Origin of the sequence: Streptomyces sp. NPDC004134 (assembly GCF_042874195.1) — a bacterium.
Taxonomy (GTDB): domain Bacteria; phylum Actinomycetota; class Actinomycetes; order Streptomycetales; family Streptomycetaceae; genus Streptomyces.
Genome location: NZ_JBIAMS010000008.1, coordinates 83,972 through 99,865, shown reverse-complemented (window position 1 = coordinate 99,865; position 15,894 = coordinate 83,972). Strand labels below are relative to the sequence as shown.

The following is a 15,894-nucleotide window of genomic DNA, read 5'->3' as shown; positions in this document are numbered from 1 at the left end:
ACCCCGGGCCCGCCGCCGCTACGTGAACACCCCGGGCGGCGGCGCCGGCGACTCGGTCGCCGTGGCGTCGGTCACCGGCCGGGCGCCGGCGGCGAAGTCCCGGAGCGCGCGGCCGTGTTCGACGCGGCCGGGCTGCGGGTCGGTGGCCGCCCTGCGGGTCAGCTCGCCGACCGGCAGCGGGACGGCGGAGGCGAGGAGCACGGCGTTGCCGAAGCGCCGGCCGCGCCAGACGGCGGGGGCGGCGACGACGCACAGTTCGGGGAAGACGGCGGCGGCGGTGGCGGTCTGCGCCCGCAGATACGCGAGCGGCGGCCCGTCGGCGAGGTTGGCGGCGTAGACGCCGCCGGGGCGCAGCACGCGGCGTACGTCGGCCAGGAACTCCGTGGTGGTCAGGTGCGCGGGGGTGCGTGCGACGTGGAAGACGTCGCCGATGATCAGGTCCGCCCAGTCGTCCGGCATCCTGGCGAGCACCGCGCGGGCGTCCCCCTGCCGCACCCGGATCCGCGCCCGCTCGGGCAGCGGCAGTTCGGCGCGTATCAGCGCGGTGAGCCTGCCGTCGATCTCGACGGCCTGCTGGACGGAGCGGGGGCGGGTGGCGGCGACGTAGCGCGGGAGGGTCAGCGCGCCGCCGCCGAGGTGCAGGACCTGCACGGGGCGGCCGGCGGGGGCGACGAGGTCGGCGGCGTGGCCGAGGCGGCGCTGGTACTCGAACTCCAGGTGCGCCGGGTCGTCGAGGTCGACGTGCGACTGCGGGGCGCCGTCGAGGAGCAGCATCCAGGCGCGCGGGCGGTCGGGGTCGGGACGCAGTTCCGCGGTGCCGCCGTCCACGTCCACCACGACGGGGCTGCGCCCGCCGCGCGACCTCTGCCTGGCCACGCGCCCAGTATCCCCCGCCCGCGGCCGGGGCGCGCCCCGCGGGGGTGCGGGGCGGCGGGCAGGGGCTCAGAAGCGGTCGGCGGCCTCGATCGTACGGGCCGCCTCGCACAGCGCCGCCGCCAGCAGCACCGGGTCGGTCACCGGCGCCGCCTCCTCCGGCGGCACCAGCCAGTACGCCCCCGCCACCGGCGGCGCCACGGGCCCGCGGCGCAGCGCCGGGGTGCACGCGCTGCCGGGCAGGTCCCAGCGCGCGGCCGTGCCCGGCGGCACCAGGAAGCCGAGGGTGTCGACGCCGCCGTCGTGCAGCACGGGCCCGACGGCCGTGCGCAGCCGGAGGATGTCGACCGCTTCGAGGCCGTGCCTTGCCGGGACGGTGACCAGGTCACACGGGTCCGCGGCGGCTCTCGTACCGACAGTGGTCTCCCCGCCGGTGTCCGGCACAGGAACCCCTCCTCATCCAGTCCCCGTCGTGGTTCCCCCGGTCTCCTGCCCATCCAACGCCAGGACCGCGTCAACGGCACGGCATGAAGTCGCCGCAAAGGATGGCGTTTTATAGCGGATCGGGGGCAAGGGGCACCGCGGGTCGGCAGACTCTGCGTGGCGGCGCGCGCACCGCGGGTGCGAGCGGGCCGCCGTGCGGCGCCGGCCGTGGCGCACATCAGTTGCCGATCGGCGGGTCGCGGCACAGTAGTTGCCGGGCAGCACCAGGGAGGAACAGCGGACGTGGCCGCCCCACCCGACCGATTGCGTCCCAACGCCGCCTTCCGCGCGCTGCGCGGCATCCGGTCACCGGGCGAGTTCGCCGCCTCGGTGCGGCGGGCCGCGCGGGAGATCGGCGAACAGGTCTCGTGTGACGCGCGCTACGTGGGCCGCGTCGAGTCCGGCGAGATCCGGTGCCCGAACTACGCGTACGAGCGCGTGTTCCTGCACATGTTCCCGGGCCGCTCGCTGGGCGATCTGGGCTTCGAGCCGCGGGCGGAGGTACGGGGCCGAAGGGCGCGCGGAAGCAAAGATGCGCCCCCGCGCACGTCCGTACGCCCCACCCCCGCGGAGGGGCCGGCGGAGCCCTCCCCCGCCGCCCCGGCGGCCGGACCGCCGCAGCCGCTCCCGCCCTTCCCCGCGCTGCCGCCCGCCCGGGCCCGTACGCCCGAGTTCCCCGAGGCGGCCGTGGCGGAGGCGGTACGCCTCATCCGGCTGCACGACGACCGGCACGGCGCCGACGACCTCTACGCCCGCGCCGGATGCACCCTGCGCACCGCCCGCGCCCTGCTCCCCGAGACCGCCCCGCGCCCCGGCTCCGACGCCGAGCGGCTGCACGCCGCCGCCGGTGAGCTGGCCCTCTCCGTCGGCTGGCTGGCCCACGACTCCGGCCGCTACGCCGACGCCCGCTCGCACTACGCCGAGGCCCTCGCCACCGCCCGGCTCGCCGACGACCCCGCCCTGGAGGCGCACGCCTTCTCCAACACCGCGTTCCTGGCCCGCGACACCGGCCGCGCCCACGAGGCCGTACGCGCGGCCCAGGCCGGCCGCCGCGCCGCCGCCGCGGCCGGCTGCGACCGGCTGCGCTCGCTGCTCGCCGCCCGCGAGGCCGGCGGCTGGGCGCTCCTCGGCGACCCCGACGCGACCCGCGAGGCGCTGGTCACGGCAGGCGACCTCTTCGCGCGGGGCGGGGCGGACAGGTGCCCGGAGTGGATGTCCTTCTACGGCGAGGCCGAGCTGACCGGCCTGGAGGCGCAGTGCTGGGCGGCGCTCGGGGACCACGCGCGCGCCGCCGAGTGCGCCCGCCGCGCGGTGGCTCTGCAGGAACCGCACTTCGCCCGCAACACCGCCCTCTTCACCGCGGAGCTGGCCGCCGACCTCGCCGCCGCGGGCCGCCCGGACGAGGCCGCCGCCGCGGCCGGCAGCGCGCTCGCGCTCCTGGAGGAGGTGCGTTCCGCGCGCGTACGCGCCATGCTCGACGCCGCCGCGGAGAGGCTGCGGCGCTGGTCAGGCAGCTCCGAGGTGGACGCGTTCCTGACGAACCTGGGGCTGATTTCCGCCTGATCCGCGAACCCCGGGCAACCTTTCCGGATCATTCCGCGTCTTTCTGGCTCCCTCCACTGTTCGGTGGAGGCTGCATCCACCAACCGGTGGAGGGATATACATCGTGCGGTGGGCTGACGTACACCGTACGGTTGTCCGTGGGCCACGTGGGGCGGCCCGTAGCGGGGAAGCGGAGACGGAGTGCCTGGACCATGCGACTGAGGCAGCGTTGGTGGACGGAGCTGTTGCTCGTCGTCGTGGTGTACATGGCGTACTCGGCGGGCCGGCTGCTCGCCCGCGGCGACGTGACCATGGCGGTCGACAACGGCCTCGCGCTGCTCGACATCGAGAAGACCCTCCACATCAACTTCGAGGACCCGCTCAACAGACTCTTCACCGCGCACGCGGTGCTCGGCGTCCCCGCCGACTTCATCTACGCGTCCCTGCACTACGTCGTCACGCCCGTGGTCCTGGTGTGGGTCTGGCTCCGCCACCGCGCCCACTACCGGCGCTACCGCACCTGGCTGCTGCTCTCCACCGTCGTCGCGCTCGTCGGCTTCATCCTCATGCCGACCTGCCCGCCGCGGCTGCTGGACCCGGCGTACGGGTTCGTCGACACGATGGCGCAGTACTCGTCGTACGGCTGGTGGGGCGGTGAGGCGAGCGCGCCCCGCGGACTCGGCGGGCTGACCAACCAGTACGCGGCGATGCCCAGCCTGCACGTCGGCTGGGCGCTGTGGTGCGCGGTGGTGCTGTGGCGGCACGCCCCGCACACGCCGGTCCGGCTGCTGGGCGTCGCGTACCCGCTCGTCACCACCATCGTGGTCATGGGCACCGCCAACCACTACTTCCTCGACGCGGTCGCGGGCGCCGCCGTCATGGGCCTCGGCTGGCTGCTGCTGCGCCCGTCGCTGCGCGTCGCCGACGGCATCCGCCGCCGGGTGTACCGGCTCGCCTCCCGCCTCGGCGGCCGGGGCACGCCCGCGGGCGGCGGTGTGGTCGCGGCGGGCGGGCCGCGGCCCGACGACCCGGACGGCAGCGACGTGCCGGCGGACGACCGCGCGCCGGAGAAGGTCCGCACGGGCGGGGGTGGCGGCCCCCCAGGGGACGCACCGGAAGCGCCGCATATCCCGAGCCCGCGCACCACCCACGAGAACCCGGCCCCTGGCGACCCGCCGGCGCCGTCGGGCGGCAGACGGGCGCCGGTGGAGCAGCGCGGGGGCGCGGCACAGGTGATGTGCCGGAGACTCGCGTACTGACGCGCGGCGGGCGCGGCGGGCGCGGCGGCTGACGGTGCCGCGCCCCGGGACCGGCCCGTACGCGAAGACCCGCCGGCTGCGCGGCGTGCGCGCCTGACGGCGGCGGCGACTCAGCGGGCATGACGGCACGACGGGCCACGCGGCGGACCGCCGCGACGCCGCTCCCGCCCCGTGGGCACCCCCGGTGTCGGTGGGCCGTGCCAGACTGCGGCGCGTGGAACGTACGACCGCTACGGGCGACTTGACCCCCGCCCACGCCGACGCCCGCACCGCCGGGCACGGGACCGACCCGGCGCCGGGAGCCTCGCTGCGCCACCGGCTCGACGCGCTGCGCGGCGCGGACGTCGCCGCGCGCGCCCTGGACGCACGGGCGCTCGCCGCGCTGGCGGCCAACCCGGGGTGCCGCCGCCGGACGCTGCTGGACGGCGCCGGGATCGACAAGGGTGCGCTCGCCGAGGCGCTGGGCAGACCGGCGCCGTTCGGCCAGTCGCAGTTCGCGTTCGCCCGCGGCAACGCCTTCGAGGCCCGCATCACCGCCGACGGCGGCGCCGAGTTGCTGAGCCTGCTGGCCGAGCGGACCGGCGAGACCCCGCCGGAGCCCGCCGCGGTGCACATCCCCGACCTGGCCGCCCCCGGCCCCCGCGGGCGTACGGAGCGCACCCGGCTGGCCATCGCCGAGGCGGTGGCGGCGGGCGGCTGGACGCTGCTGCGGCACCCGATGGTCAGCCTGGAGGTCGCGGGCGCGCCGGTGTACCTGGAGCCGGACGCGGCGGTCGTCGGCCCCGACGGGCGCTGCACGGTGGTCGAGATCAAGTCCTTCCCGATCCTCGACGGGTCCGCGGACCCGGCGAAGGTGGGCGCGGCGGCCCGGCAGGCGGCGGTGTACGTGCTGGCGCTGCAGCCGCACTGCGAGGTGCACCACGACGTGCTGCTGGTGTGCCCCAAGGACTTCTCCAACCAGCCGGTCGCGGAGCCCGTCGACGTGCGCAGGCAACTGGCCGCCACCCGCCGCCAACTGGCCCGCCTCACCCGCCTCGAGGCGATCGCCGCCGCCCTGCCCGCGGACCTCACCCTGGACGTCCGCCAGCCCCCGCCCCTGCTGGTGACGGCAGTGGAGTCGGTGCCCGCCGCGTACGCCCCGGAGTGCCTGGCGGCCTGCGAACTGGCCTTCCACTGCCGCGCGCACGCCCGCGAGCGGGGCGACGTGACTGCCCTGGGCCGCGGCGTACGCAGCGACCTGGGCGGCCTGCGCACGGTCGAGGAGGTCATGGCGGCGGCGTCCGGCGGGGCGGAACCGCGGCGGATCGCCACGGGTCCCGCCGCTGCCGCGCACGACGCGGCGGCGGAAGGGGAGGCGGACCGCCCCGGTCCGTCCCCGGAGGACCCCGCCGTGGCCGCCCTGCGGCGCGCCGCCGCGCTGCGCGCGGAGGCGCTGGCCGCCGCCGGCGGGGGCGGCGGCCGATGAGTCTCATGGTCACCCTCGCGCGCGCGGAGGCCGTGGTCGCCGGGCGGGCCACCCCGCTCGCGACCGTGCGGCACCGGCATCTGTCCGACCGGCCGCTCGTCCTCGTACCGATGACCGCCGCCGGCGAGGCCGCCGCCCCGCTCGGCGCGCTCGTCGGCTGCGATCGCGACCGGCCGCGCCTGCTGGCCGTACCGCAGCCGCGCGACCGCGACCTGCGGTTCGCGTTCCTGGCGGAACTGGCGGCGGAAGTCTTGCCGTACGTCGAGTCCTACGCGGAGGACCCCGGAGACACCGGCGGCGCCGGCGACAGCCAGGCACCCGCCGACGACCCCGCGGAGCCCGCCCAGGAGCCCTGTGCCGAGGCCGCGCAGCTCCTCGTGCCCAGTCGCGCCGGCGTCGAGTACGTGCGCCTCCTCGGCCGCTCCATGCGCTTCCGCAGGACCGCCGAGGACGACCCGGACACCCCGCACCCCGCGCCCCCGCGCGTGCCGCTCCTCGGCCGCTGGCTGTCGCACTACGGCGAACGCGCCCGCGTGCCCGGCGCCGCGCTGCTGCTGTCGGCCACCGAACTGCTCGCCCGGCACTGGGCCACCGGCCAGAGCACCGTCGAGGACCAGCACCTCGGCGCCCTGCTCGCCTGGATCACGGACGGCGCGGCGGCCGCGGAGCGCGCGGAGACCGGCCGCGACGCCGACGGCCAACTGCTCGTGCCCCCGGCGGGACCCGCCACCGACCCCGCGTTCGACAACAGGCTCCTCGCCCCCGCCATGGCCCGCTTCGACCGCGCCCGCGCCGAGGGCGACCCGGCCGCGACGCGGGCGGCGGAAGAGACCGTCGCCCGGCTCGTGGAGAGCCGGCTGCGGCCCACGTGGGACGCGGTCTGGCGGTCGTACGACCTGCTGCGCGCCCTGCCCGAGGGCGCGCACGTACCCGGCCGGTGGCTCGCCGACAGGTGGTCGTTCACCGCCCACCGCGACCGGGTGCGCGCCGGCGAGCCCCCGCAGCCGCGCCGCGACGACGCGGTGACCGCCGCCCGCAAGCTGGCCCAGCGCGAGCGCGCGCTGGCCGAGCTGGACGCCCAGGAGGCGCTGGACGACCCGCTGACGATGGCGGAGCGGCGGCTCGCGGGGCAGGCGTTCGTGTGCCGTACGGAGTCGGTGGAGATGGCGTACTCGGAGGGCCGCCGCCCGATGCCCAGGCCGCTGGTCACCGTCGCCACCGACGACGAACCGCACCTGGAGGACGGCGGCAAGGTCTACCGCGAACTGCCCGGCGGACGCACGCAGCGCGCGCTGGTCGCCGGGTACGGGGACGGGCGCGTCACCGTGCAGTTGCAGGACGGCATGGGCCGCTCGCGCACCCCCGCGGAGGGCTCGGTGCCGGAGCCGGGCGACCGGGTGGTGTGGACGCTCTTCGAGCACACGGCCCGCCGCGGTCCCGCGCTGCCGGAGCCGGAGGACACCCCGTGGACGCACGGCAGCCCGGCGGCGCGGGCCGCGGAGGAGCCGGACCGGGTGACGGCGGAGGACTTCCTGTGACGGCGGAGCGGAGGAAGGACGTGTACGGGCGCGAAGGCACCGCGCCCAGCGCGGCGGACACCCGCGCACCCGCGGGCCCGGCCGCCGGAGCCGCGGGCCCCGCGGAGGCGGCCGGAGCCGCGCAGCGCTCCCGCGCGCACGCCCCCGGGCCCCGCACCGCGGCCACGCGCCCCCCGCGCCCGGCCGGACCCCGGCCCCACGACGCCGACCCCGCCACCGCCGCCAGGACCGCCACCGAGGCCATCCTCCGCGACACCCTCGACGGTCACTCCCGAGGCGTCCTCGTCGACTCCCCGCCCGGCGCCGGGAAGTCCACCCTCGTCGTCCGCGCCGCCCGCGAGCTGGCCGCCGCCGGCCGCAGGCTCCTCCTCGTCGCCCAGACCAACGCGCAGGTCGACGACCTCGTCGACCGGCTCGCCCGGGAGCAGCCCGACCTGCCCGTCGGCCGGCTGCACAGCAGCGACCCCCGCCCCTACGACCCCGTGCTCGACGGCCACGAGCACGTGCGCACCGCCACGAGCATCGCCGATCTCACGGGGCTCGGCGTCATCGCCTCCACCGCCGCGAAGTGGGCCTACGTCGCCGCTGCCCGCGCGAAGGAGGGCGAGGGCGCCGAGCGCTGGGAGCACGCCATCGTGGACGAGGCGTACCAGATGCGCTCCGACGCGCTCCTCTCCGTCGCCGGGCTCTTCGAGCGCGCGCTGTTCGTGGGCGACCCCGGGCAGCTCGACCCCTTCAGCGCGGTCGGCGCCGAGCAGTGGTCGGGGCTGGCCTGGGACCCGGCGGCCAGCGCCGTGACGACGCTGCTGGCGCACCATCCGGGGCTGCCGCAGCACCGGTTGCCGGTGTCCTGGCGGCTGCCGGCGTCGGCCGCGCCACTGGTGTCGCGGGCGTTCTACCCCTTCACGCCGTTCCGCAGCGGTACGGGCCCGGGTGAGCGGCGGCTGGCGTTCGCGGAGCGGTCGGACGGGTCGGGCGCCGACCGGGTGCTGGACGAGGCGGCGGCGAGCGGCTGGGGCCTGCTGGAGCTGCCCGCGGCGCACACGCCGCGGACCGACCCGGCGGCGGTGGCGGCGGTGGCGCAGGTGGTGCGGCGGCTGCTGGAGCGGCGCGGCACGACGGCCTCGGAGCGCGGCGAGGGCGAGCTGACGGCGGACCGGATCGCGGTGGGCACGGCGCACCGGGACCAGGCCGCGGCGGTACGGGCCGCGCTCGCGCGGACGCTGCCCGCCCGGGCGGCGGACGCGGTGACGGTGGACACGGCGAACCGGCTGCAGGGCATGGAGTTCGACGTCACGGTGGTGCTGCACCCGCTGTCGGGACGCCCGGACGCGACGGCGTTCCACCTGGAGACCGGGCGCCTGTGCGTGCTCGCCTCGCGGCACCGGCACGCGTGCGTCGTCGTCTGCCGGGCGGGCGTGCCCGAGCTGCTGGACGAGCACCCGTCGACGGAGCCGGTGCAGCTCGGCGCGGCGGTCAAGTTCCCGGACGGCTGGGAGGCCCACCAGGCGGTGCTGGCGCACCTGGCGGACCATCGCGTACGGGCGTGAGCGCCGGCCCGGCACGCGCCCGTACGGGCGGTCCCGCGGCGCCGCACGGGGGCGGGGTTGCGCGGCGGGGGACAATGGTCGGTGGCACAGAGGCAAGTGGAGGACCCCTATGACGGAGCCGGACCCGGCTCGGCCAGGCCGGACGGAGCAGCCGCGCACCCCGCGGCGGCCCGCCGCGCTGCTCTTCGAGCCGCCGCTCGCGGAGCCCGACGCCGAGCACTTCTTCGGCCTGGAGTCGATCGAGGACCCCCGCGAGCTGCTGGCCCGCGCCACCGACCTCACGCTGGCCTTCCGGGCGGCGACCGACCGGGCCATCGAGTACCAGGCGATCGCGGCGGCGCAGCTCGCCGACCCCAAGCGGTTCGACCGGCTGACGCCGGCGGCGATCGCGGAGCGGGCGGACTGGACCGAGGACTACGCGAAGCGGATGGTCGAGTACGGCCGCGACCTCCTCGCGGGCGGCGGCACGGGGTCCCCTTCGGAGACGTAGCACGCGCGCGGGGGCACGTCACACGCGCGCAAACGCCGCAGAGTACTCGCCTCCCCGCCGTTCTGTCCCCGGTTCCGGGGATCTGTACGGGGGCGTGCGGCAGCGCGCGTAGATGTGGTTTCCATGAACCGTCACGCATCGGACACTCCCGCCAGCGACGTGACCCCCGCGGGCGCCGACTGGCTCGCCTCCGCCAGCCCCTTCCCGCGCAGCGTGCACGCGCTGTGGTCGCAGCGCCCCGCGGCGCCCGCCGTGCTGCCGTGCGGCGGCGCGTTCGACGTGGTCAGCTTCCCCGCGCTGCCGGGACGCCGGGTGCTGGAGCTGCTGTGGGCGCAGGGCGCGGGCAGCGGCCCCGCCGCGGCCGTACGGGACCGGACGCTGCTCTTCGCCGCACCCGGCACCGCCGCCCGGCTGCCCGCCCTGCTGTCCTGGGAGGAGTGGCGCCCCGGGCTGCCCCCGGCGCTCTGCCACGGGCCGGGCGACGCGGTCACGCTGCCGCCGGTGTACGGGCGGCGCGAGGGCGCCGGCGCGGGGGCGGCGCGCTGGCTGGTCGCGCCGGAGGTGCGGTTCCCGTGGCTGCCGGGCCCGAAGGAGCTGCTGTGGGGGTGCGTACGGGCCGCGGTGGCCGCACCCGAATACCGATTTTCGATCTCCGGGGGCCGGGTGCTAAGGTCGTCCACGTCGACAGGCGCCGTTAGCTCAGTTGGTTAGAGCAGCTGACTCTTAATCAGCGGGTCCGGGGTTCGAGTCCCTGACGGCGTACAGCACGCAAGACCGTCGACCCGGGCGCCTTCGGATCTCCGAAGGCGCCCGGTCCGCGTTCCGGGCCGGATCCCGCCGCGGCACGGCACCCATGGCACCGGCACTGCGGCACCGGCACATGCGGCGCCGGCGCCGCAGTGCCGGTGCCGGTCAGCCCTGCTTCGCGGCGCCCCGTACGATCCGTACGCCCCAGCCCCCGTCCGCCGTACGTCCGGTGACCTCCACGTGTACGCCCTCGCGCTTCAGCTCCAGGCTCTCGCCCTCGCCCAGCGGGGCGTCGGCGAGCGGCGGGTAGACGGAGGTGTCGTGGCAGGCGGCGGTGCGGGGGTGGCCGTCGACGACCTCGACGGGGCCGCCGCCGGAGTCGGTGCCGGTGTGGACGCGGTAGACGAGGACGCCCTCGGTGCAGGCGTGCCGGTCGTTGGCGTAGCGGCCGCGGGCCTCGACGGCGATGGCGGTGGTGGCGCCGGTGGGCACGACGACGAGGCGGGTGTCGCGCCGCAGGACCGCCGTCCCCTTGCCGTTCCCGCCCCGCTCCCCGCGCTCGGCCGGCTCGCCCTGCCCGGCTCGCCCGCCCGGCTCGCCCCGGCCCTCCGGGCCTCCCGCATCCCCCGCGCCCCCGGTGGCACCCGCGCCTCCGGCGTCCCGTCGCCCCCGGACCTCCCCCGCCCCGTTCTCCGCTTGCGTCTCCGCGGTCCCGCGCGGGGGCGTCCGCGGGCTCGTGGGGGCGGACAGCGCGTGCAGCGTGAAGCGGTCAGACCCGGGGTTCGCGGCGCAGCCGACCTGGTCGTCTCCCAGCCAGCCGAGTTTCCACTTGTGCCAGCCGAAGGGGTCGGGTGCCAGCCCGAACTGGCTGCCCATGAGGTCCCAGTCGCCGACGTGGGTGTCCCAGTCGGCCCTGCCGTCGAGCGGGCGGTGGTAGAGGTCGGGGAGGTCGAAGACGTGGCCGGTCTCGTGGGCGAGGACGTTGCGGTCGGGCGGGTGCTGCTCGAAGACGGTGACGATGCGGTGCAGGTCGGTGCCGTCGGCGCGCATCGGGCTTTCGAAGTTGACCACCTTGGTGGCGTCGGAATCCACGCCGGGGGCATCCGGGTCGGCGACGAAATAGACCACGTCGTAATCACCGAAGTCCACTTTCCGATCGGCCGCGGACACCGCGTCGTTCAGAAAACGGCTGCGTGCCGCCGGGTCCCAGTCACGGGCGATGCCGTACGACAGGGAGTCCGACGGCATGCGTATCCACCGCTCGCGCGCGTCGACCTTCAGCCGGAACTGCCCGTACGAGGCCCGCTCGAAGAACTCGGCGGTGGCCGGGAAGTGGTCCCCGGTCAGCTCGTCCGGGGAGGTCAGCGGCTCCGAATCGGGGAAGGAGAGATACACCATCACCGCGTCGAGGGTCTTCTTCGGCCGCGGGTACGCCGGGTCCCAGCCGGCGATCCCCTCGGAGTGGTGGGCGGCGGTCCGCTCCAGCACGCAGGGGTGTCCCGGCTGGGCGCCGACCGGGTCGGCGATGAGGGAGGTGGCCATGACGGCGGAGAGCGAGGTCGCCACGGCGGCGGCCCGGTGCAACGCGCGCGACTGGTCCTGTTCCACAGGGGGTATGGATGGGTGGGCCACATCGACCTCATCGGCTCGGAAGAGTAGGGAACACAGCCCACTTTGTTCGTGTTTGTTCCCGCCCGTCCTGTTCCAGTGCCCCACACGGGTGACTCCGGGGCGGGACGAGAGGGGAGATCAGGAGCATGTGCGGGTAACACAAAGTCACATCTGGTCATTCGCCCGGCAGGAGGCGGCCATGTGCGATCACTCCCGGCCCCATCCGGCTCAGCGCTTTCCGCGCCGTAGCGGCGTCACTGGATCGACACAGCCGGTAGCCCTATGATCGGGCACATTTCCAGCGCTGTGGCTCTGCAGCGGCGGAGCCGAGCGGTCCCCACGGGCGGGAGCGAGCGGTGAGCGTATCTCTCGAAGGGCCGGGCTGCGGGCCCGGGACCTCACTCCAGGCGGTCACGGAACGTCACCTTCCCGCGGGCGCGCCCGTGGACGACTTCCGCGCCGCCTTCGACGGGGCCCAGCTCGCGATGGCCGTCGTGGGCGGCGACGGCCTCGTACGGGCCGCGAACAGCCGGATGCAGGAGCTGGTCGGCGCCGGTGAGAGCGGTCTCGCCGGCGCCTCGGCGGCGGAGCTGACCGGGCTGCGCGACGAGCCGTGGAGCTGGGCCGGCTTCGTCGACGTACTCCAGGGCAGGCGCGCCTCCCTGCGCTGCACCCGGCGGATGAAGGACGCGGGCGGCCGGTCGCTGTCGGTCGAGATGACCCTCACCCCGCTCTCCGGCGGCCGGGCACTGCTGTCGCTGTCGGACGTCACCGAGCAGCGCGAGCTGCGCGCGAAGCTGCGCCATCTGAAGATGCACGACCCGGTGACCCGGCTGCCGAACCGGGAGCTGTTCTTCGAGCGGCTCACCGGCGCGCTCCAGGAGGCCAGGCAGGCGGAGGAGCCCGCGGCCGAGCACGGCGGCGCCGGCCGGGGCCGCGGGCAGGGCGGATCCCGTACGCGCACGAGGGCCGCGGCGCCGGCGCCGGGGGCGGCGGGCCGCGTCGGGCTCGCGTACCTCGACCTCGACGGCTTCAAAGCCGTCAACGACACCCTCGGCCACCGCGTGGGCGACCGGCTGCTCGCCGCCGTCGCCCGCCGGCTGGTGGCCTGCACCGCGGAGGCGGGCAAGGCCGAGAAGCACGGCATCACGGTCGCCCGGCTCGGCGGCGACGAGTTCGCGGTGCTGGTGGCCCGCTCCGCCGGTACGGAGCAGCTCGCCGAGCTGGCGCAGCGGCTGCTCGACGCGCTCCAGGAGCCGTTCGACCTCGCCGGGCAGCGGCTCGCGGTCTCGGCGAGCATCGGCGTCGTCGAGCGCGCGGCCAGCGGGCAGACGGCCACGGCCCTGATGCAGGCCGCCGACACCACGCTGTACTGGGCGAAGGCCGACGGCAAGGCCCGCTGGACCCTCTTCGACCCCGAGCGCAACGCCCACCGGATGACCCGGCAGGCGCTCTCCTCCACGCTGCGCCCGGCCATCGAGCGCGGCGAGTTCACGCTCGACTACCAGCCGCTCATCGACCTCGGCGACGGCAGCGTGCGCGGCGTGGAGGCGCTGGTGCGCTGGCAGCACCCGAAGCTCGGCACGCTGACGCCGAATCGGTTCATCGGACTGGCCGAGGAGAACGGCGCGATCGTGCCGCTCGGCCGCTGGGTGCTCGCCACCGCCTGCCGCCGCGCGGCCGGCTGGCGCCGGCTGCGCCCCGCGGACCCGGTGTTCGTCAGCGTCAACGTCGCCGTGCGCCAGGTGTGGGACTCCGACCTGGTCGCCGACGTCGCCCAGATCCTGGAGGAGACGGGCCTGCCGCCGCGGCTGCTGCAACTGGAGCTGACGGAGTCGGCGGTCATGGGCTCGGCGGGCCGGCCGCTGCAGGCGCTCCAGGAGCTGAGCGAGATGGGCGTCGGCATCGCCATCGACGACTTCGGTACGGGCTACTCCAACCTCGCGTACCTCAGCAGGCTGCCGGTGTCCGCGCTGAAGCTCGACGGATCGTTCGTCCGCGGCTTCAGCTCCGCGGAGCACCCGAGCCCGGCGGACGAGACGATCGTCGAGGCCCTGGTCGACCTGGCGCACCGGCTGGGCATCAGCGTCACCGCGGAGTGCGTGGAGAGCGGCGAGCAGGCCGAGCGGCTGCGCCGGATCGGGTGCGACACGGCGCAGGGCTGGTTCTACTCCCGGGCCGTGCCGGCCGAGCGGGTGGAACGGCTGCTGTAGGACGGCCGGGGCGTCGCCTCCGGCCGTCGCGTACGTCCCGCGCCCGGCTCGTACGCCCGCCGTACCGGCGCGTACGCCCCCGGGCGCCCGCCTCAGTCCCGGGCGGTGAAGAGCCGCCCCAGCGCCGGCTCCGCCGCCCGGCGGCCCAGGAGGCGCAGGCCCTCCCAGACCGTGACCTGGTTCGCCGTGAGCACCGGCTTGCCGAGCGCCGCCTCCACCTCGGCGACGTACGCCGCCGTATGCAGCGCGGTGTCCGGCAGCAGCACCGCCTGCGCGTCCGGGTGGTCGCCCGCCCGGGCCAGCTCCAGCACCTCGTCCCTGGCCCAGGTGCCGACCTCGGCGGCGGTGATGATCCCGCTGCCGCGGGTCGACGTGACCTCGGCGCCGCCCGCCTTCAGGAACACGGCGAACAGCTCCGCCACGTCCTCCGGGTACGTCGCGGCCACCGCGACCCGGCGCACGCCCAGCTCCGCCACCGCGCGCGCGAAGGCGAAGGACGTGCTGGAGGCCGGCAGCCCCGCGGTCTCGGACAGCTCGGCCACCTGCCGCGCCGCACCCTCGGGGCCGTAGACGAAGCTGGCGCTGGTGCACGCCCAGACCACCGCCTGCGCCCCCTGGGCCTTGAGCTGGTCCACGCCCGCGGCCAGCCGCGCGGCGGAGCCCATCTCCAGCAGGGCGTCCACGCGGTGGGCATCCTCGCCGATGTCGGTGTGGAAGAGCGGCAGCGCCGTCTCGCCGCCGAGCATGTCCTGGATGCGCGGGTAGTCGTCCTCGGCCGAGTACCCGGGGTAGAGGAACCCGACGGTCGCGGTCGCCTTCGCGGTCTGCTGCACACTGCCTCCCTACGTGAACGTGCCAATGCCGGCGTGGGCACTCCCCCACGCCGGGTCTCCGGTGTTCTTCGTGCGCCGGCCTACGCCGGCCGGGGCGGCCCTACGCCGGCCACTGCCCCGGATCGTCCGGCCACAGCGGCTCCGCCGCGTCGGCCGCGTCGGCGTCCTGTGCCTGCGCCTGTGCGGAGCCCGCCAGCGCCGCCTCCGGCGGGGGCGGCGGGGCGGCCATGTCCGCGGGCGGCGCGGGGACCTCGGGCGGCCCTCCCTGCTGCTCCGCCGACAGCACCGTCACGTCCGGGAGCACCGTGGCGTCCGGCGGCGCCATGGACGCCCAGCCGAGCCGCGCTGCCGGGTCCAGCAGCGCCTGGTAAGGGCCCACGGCCTCCTTGCCGATGCGCTGCAGGGCTTCCCAGACCGTGACCTGGTTCGCGGAGAGCACCGGCATCCGCAGTTCCGCTTCGAGCTGCGGGATGACGTCGTACGTGGGCAGGTTGGTGCAACTGATGAACAGCGCGTCCGGGGAGCCCTGCGCGACCGCGATCCGCGCCATCTCGACGACCTGCCGGTACGGCACCCGCCAGATGTGCCGGGTCAGGCCGAGGCTGGCGCGCCCCGTCACCTCGATGCCGCCTTCTTCGAGGAAGTCCTCCAGGGCTCCGGTGACGGACGGTGTATACGGTGTGACGATGGCGGTGCGACGGGCACCGATCTCGTTCAGCGCGGCGAGCATGGCTCCGGACGTCGTCAGCGCCGGCACGGCGGCGGCGGACGACATGGCGGCGGTCATGGCGCGCTCGCCCATGCGGCCGTCGGCGAAGCTGCCGGAGGCGCACGCGTAGGCGATCACCTCGGGCGAGACGGCGGTCAGGGCCCGTACCGCCTCGCGCAGGGTCTGGTGCTCACTCACGAGTCTGGCCAGGTCGAGGCTGACCTCGACGGGGACGTAGGGGGTGCGCGTCAGATGCAGGGACACATCGTCCGGCACCCATCGCCAGAGCTCGCGGTCGAGCGCGAAGTCAAAAGGGGCTACGACACCCACACCACGCTGTGGCTGTGGTCCGCCCAGAAAAGAGACGTCCATGAGGATGCCCCATTCGTACGGAGGGCTGGGGGAAGGTAAATCATCTGGAGCAGCCGGTGAGCGACCGGGACGCAGTGACAGATGCGGTTATTGACGAAGGTAGAGGCACACCCCTAGCGTGGTCAATCCTCGCATCTCCGACGTTTTTCCGCCTTCTCTTTCAGGCTACATCCGGTGATGGATGCAGTACTGCCCCCGCCACCGGACCC

Annotated in this window: 13 protein-coding genes and 1 tRNA gene; 9 read left to right on the top strand and 5 right to left on the bottom strand. The window is 76.0% G+C overall.

Features of this window, described 5'->3' with window-relative positions:
• Positions 1-18: 18 nt before the first annotated feature.
• Together ACFYVJ_RS13505 and ACFYVJ_RS13500 are read right to left on the bottom strand one after the other, a co-directional pair.
• Entirely contained in the window at positions 19-876 is an 858-nt protein-coding gene (locus tag ACFYVJ_RS13505; protein WP_388890143.1) for a spermidine synthase, read from the bottom strand.
• Positions 877-942: 66 nt separating this feature from the next.
• Complete coding sequence (locus ACFYVJ_RS13500) at positions 943-1,317, bottom strand: hypothetical protein (RefSeq protein WP_388890140.1); 375 nt, start codon at positions 1,315-1,317, stop codon at positions 943-945.
• A 303-nt stretch (positions 1,318-1,620) separates the two neighbouring features.
• On the opposite strand from ACFYVJ_RS13500, the gene ACFYVJ_RS13495 reads away from it, so the two are divergent.
• The 8 genes from ACFYVJ_RS13495 (at position 1,621) to ACFYVJ_RS13460 (ending at position 9,962) form a co-directional block, all read left to right on the top strand.
• Positions 1,621-2,919 carry a tetratricopeptide repeat protein gene (locus ACFYVJ_RS13495; RefSeq protein WP_388890433.1) on the top strand — a complete coding sequence of 433 codons (1,299 nt, stop codon included), beginning with the start codon at positions 1,621-1,623 and terminating at the stop codon, positions 2,917-2,919.
• A gap of 191 nt (positions 2,920-3,110) precedes the next feature.
• Positions 3,111-4,157 carry a phosphatase PAP2 family protein gene (locus ACFYVJ_RS13490; protein WP_388890137.1) on the top strand — a complete coding sequence of 349 codons (1,047 nt, stop codon included), beginning with the start codon at positions 3,111-3,113 and terminating at the stop codon, positions 4,155-4,157.
• Positions 4,158-4,398: 241 nt separating this feature from the next.
• Positions 4,399-5,622 (top strand): hypothetical protein, encoded by a 1,224-nt coding sequence (locus ACFYVJ_RS13485; protein ID WP_388890431.1) that lies wholly within the window; start codon positions 4,399-4,401, stop codon positions 5,620-5,622.
• Positions 5,619-7,160: a hypothetical protein gene (locus ACFYVJ_RS13480; protein WP_388890135.1), complete on the top strand. Its 1,542-nt coding sequence runs from the start codon at positions 5,619-5,621 to the stop codon at positions 7,158-7,160. The genes ACFYVJ_RS13485 and ACFYVJ_RS13480 overlap by 4 nt, the downstream gene beginning before the upstream one ends.
• A 20-nt stretch (positions 7,161-7,180) precedes the next feature.
• Entirely contained in the window at positions 7,181-8,710 is a 1,530-nt protein-coding gene (locus ACFYVJ_RS13475; RefSeq protein WP_388890428.1) for an AAA domain-containing protein, read from the top strand.
• Between the two features lie 109 nt (positions 8,711-8,819).
• Positions 8,820-9,200: a hypothetical protein gene (locus tag ACFYVJ_RS13470; protein ID WP_388890132.1), complete on the top strand. Its 381-nt coding sequence runs from the start codon at positions 8,820-8,822 to the stop codon at positions 9,198-9,200.
• A gap of 123 nt (positions 9,201-9,323) precedes the next feature.
• On the top strand, positions 9,324-9,911 hold the full coding sequence (locus ACFYVJ_RS13465; protein ID WP_388890129.1) for a bifunctional DNA primase/polymerase: 588 nt from the start codon (positions 9,324-9,326) through the stop codon (positions 9,909-9,911).
• Positions 9,889-9,962 (top strand) — tRNA-Lys (locus ACFYVJ_RS13460). The genes ACFYVJ_RS13465 and ACFYVJ_RS13460 overlap by 23 nt, the downstream gene beginning before the upstream one ends.
• Positions 9,963-10,112: 150 nt before the next feature.
• Here ACFYVJ_RS13460 and ACFYVJ_RS13455 read toward each other — a convergent pair.
• Complete coding sequence (locus tag ACFYVJ_RS13455; RefSeq protein ID WP_388890126.1) at positions 10,113-11,555, bottom strand: M6 family metalloprotease domain-containing protein; 1,443 nt, start codon at positions 11,553-11,555, stop codon at positions 10,113-10,115.
• Between the two features lie 446 nt (positions 11,556-12,001).
• Between ACFYVJ_RS13455 and ACFYVJ_RS13450 the strand changes: the two genes are divergently transcribed.
• The gene (locus ACFYVJ_RS13450) at positions 12,002-13,771 is read left to right on the top strand and encodes a putative bifunctional diguanylate cyclase/phosphodiesterase (protein ID WP_388890425.1); all 1,770 of its coding nucleotides are present in this window, start codon (positions 12,002-12,004) and stop codon (positions 13,769-13,771) included.
• A gap of 92 nt (positions 13,772-13,863) precedes the next feature.
• Here ACFYVJ_RS13450 and ACFYVJ_RS13445 read toward each other — a convergent pair whose 3' ends face one another.
• Together ACFYVJ_RS13445 and ACFYVJ_RS13440 are read right to left on the bottom strand one after the other, a co-directional pair.
• Positions 13,864-14,604 carry a decarboxylase gene (locus ACFYVJ_RS13445; protein WP_388890123.1) on the bottom strand — a complete coding sequence of 247 codons (741 nt, stop codon included), beginning with the start codon at positions 14,602-14,604 and terminating at the stop codon, positions 13,864-13,866.
• Between the two features lie 100 nt (positions 14,605-14,704).
• Positions 14,705-15,685, bottom strand: coding sequence for an aspartate/glutamate racemase family protein (locus tag ACFYVJ_RS13440; protein WP_388890121.1), 981 nt, complete (start codon positions 15,683-15,685; stop codon positions 14,705-14,707).
• Between the last annotated feature and the right edge of the window lie 209 nt (positions 15,686-15,894).

What these genes read in the sequence shown, in the direction of transcription:
- ACFYVJ_RS13490 (WP_388890137.1), top strand. Translation starts at nt 3,111, where the DNA reads ATGCGACTGAGGCAGCGTTGGTGGACGGAGCTGTTGCTCGTCGTCGTG.
- ACFYVJ_RS13480 (WP_388890135.1), top strand. Translation starts at nt 5,619, where the DNA reads ATGAGTCTCATGGTCACCCTCGCGCGCGCGGAGGCCGTGGTCGCCGGG.
- ACFYVJ_RS13470 (WP_388890132.1), top strand. Translation starts at nt 8,820, where the DNA reads ATGACGGAGCCGGACCCGGCTCGGCCAGGCCGGACGGAGCAGCCGCGC.
- ACFYVJ_RS13465 (WP_388890129.1), top strand. Translation starts at nt 9,324, where the DNA reads ATGAACCGTCACGCATCGGACACTCCCGCCAGCGACGTGACCCCCGCG.
- ACFYVJ_RS13440 (WP_388890121.1), bottom strand. Translation starts at nt 15,685, where the DNA reads ATGGACGTCTCTTTTCTGGGCGGACCACAGCCACAGCGTGGTGTGGGT.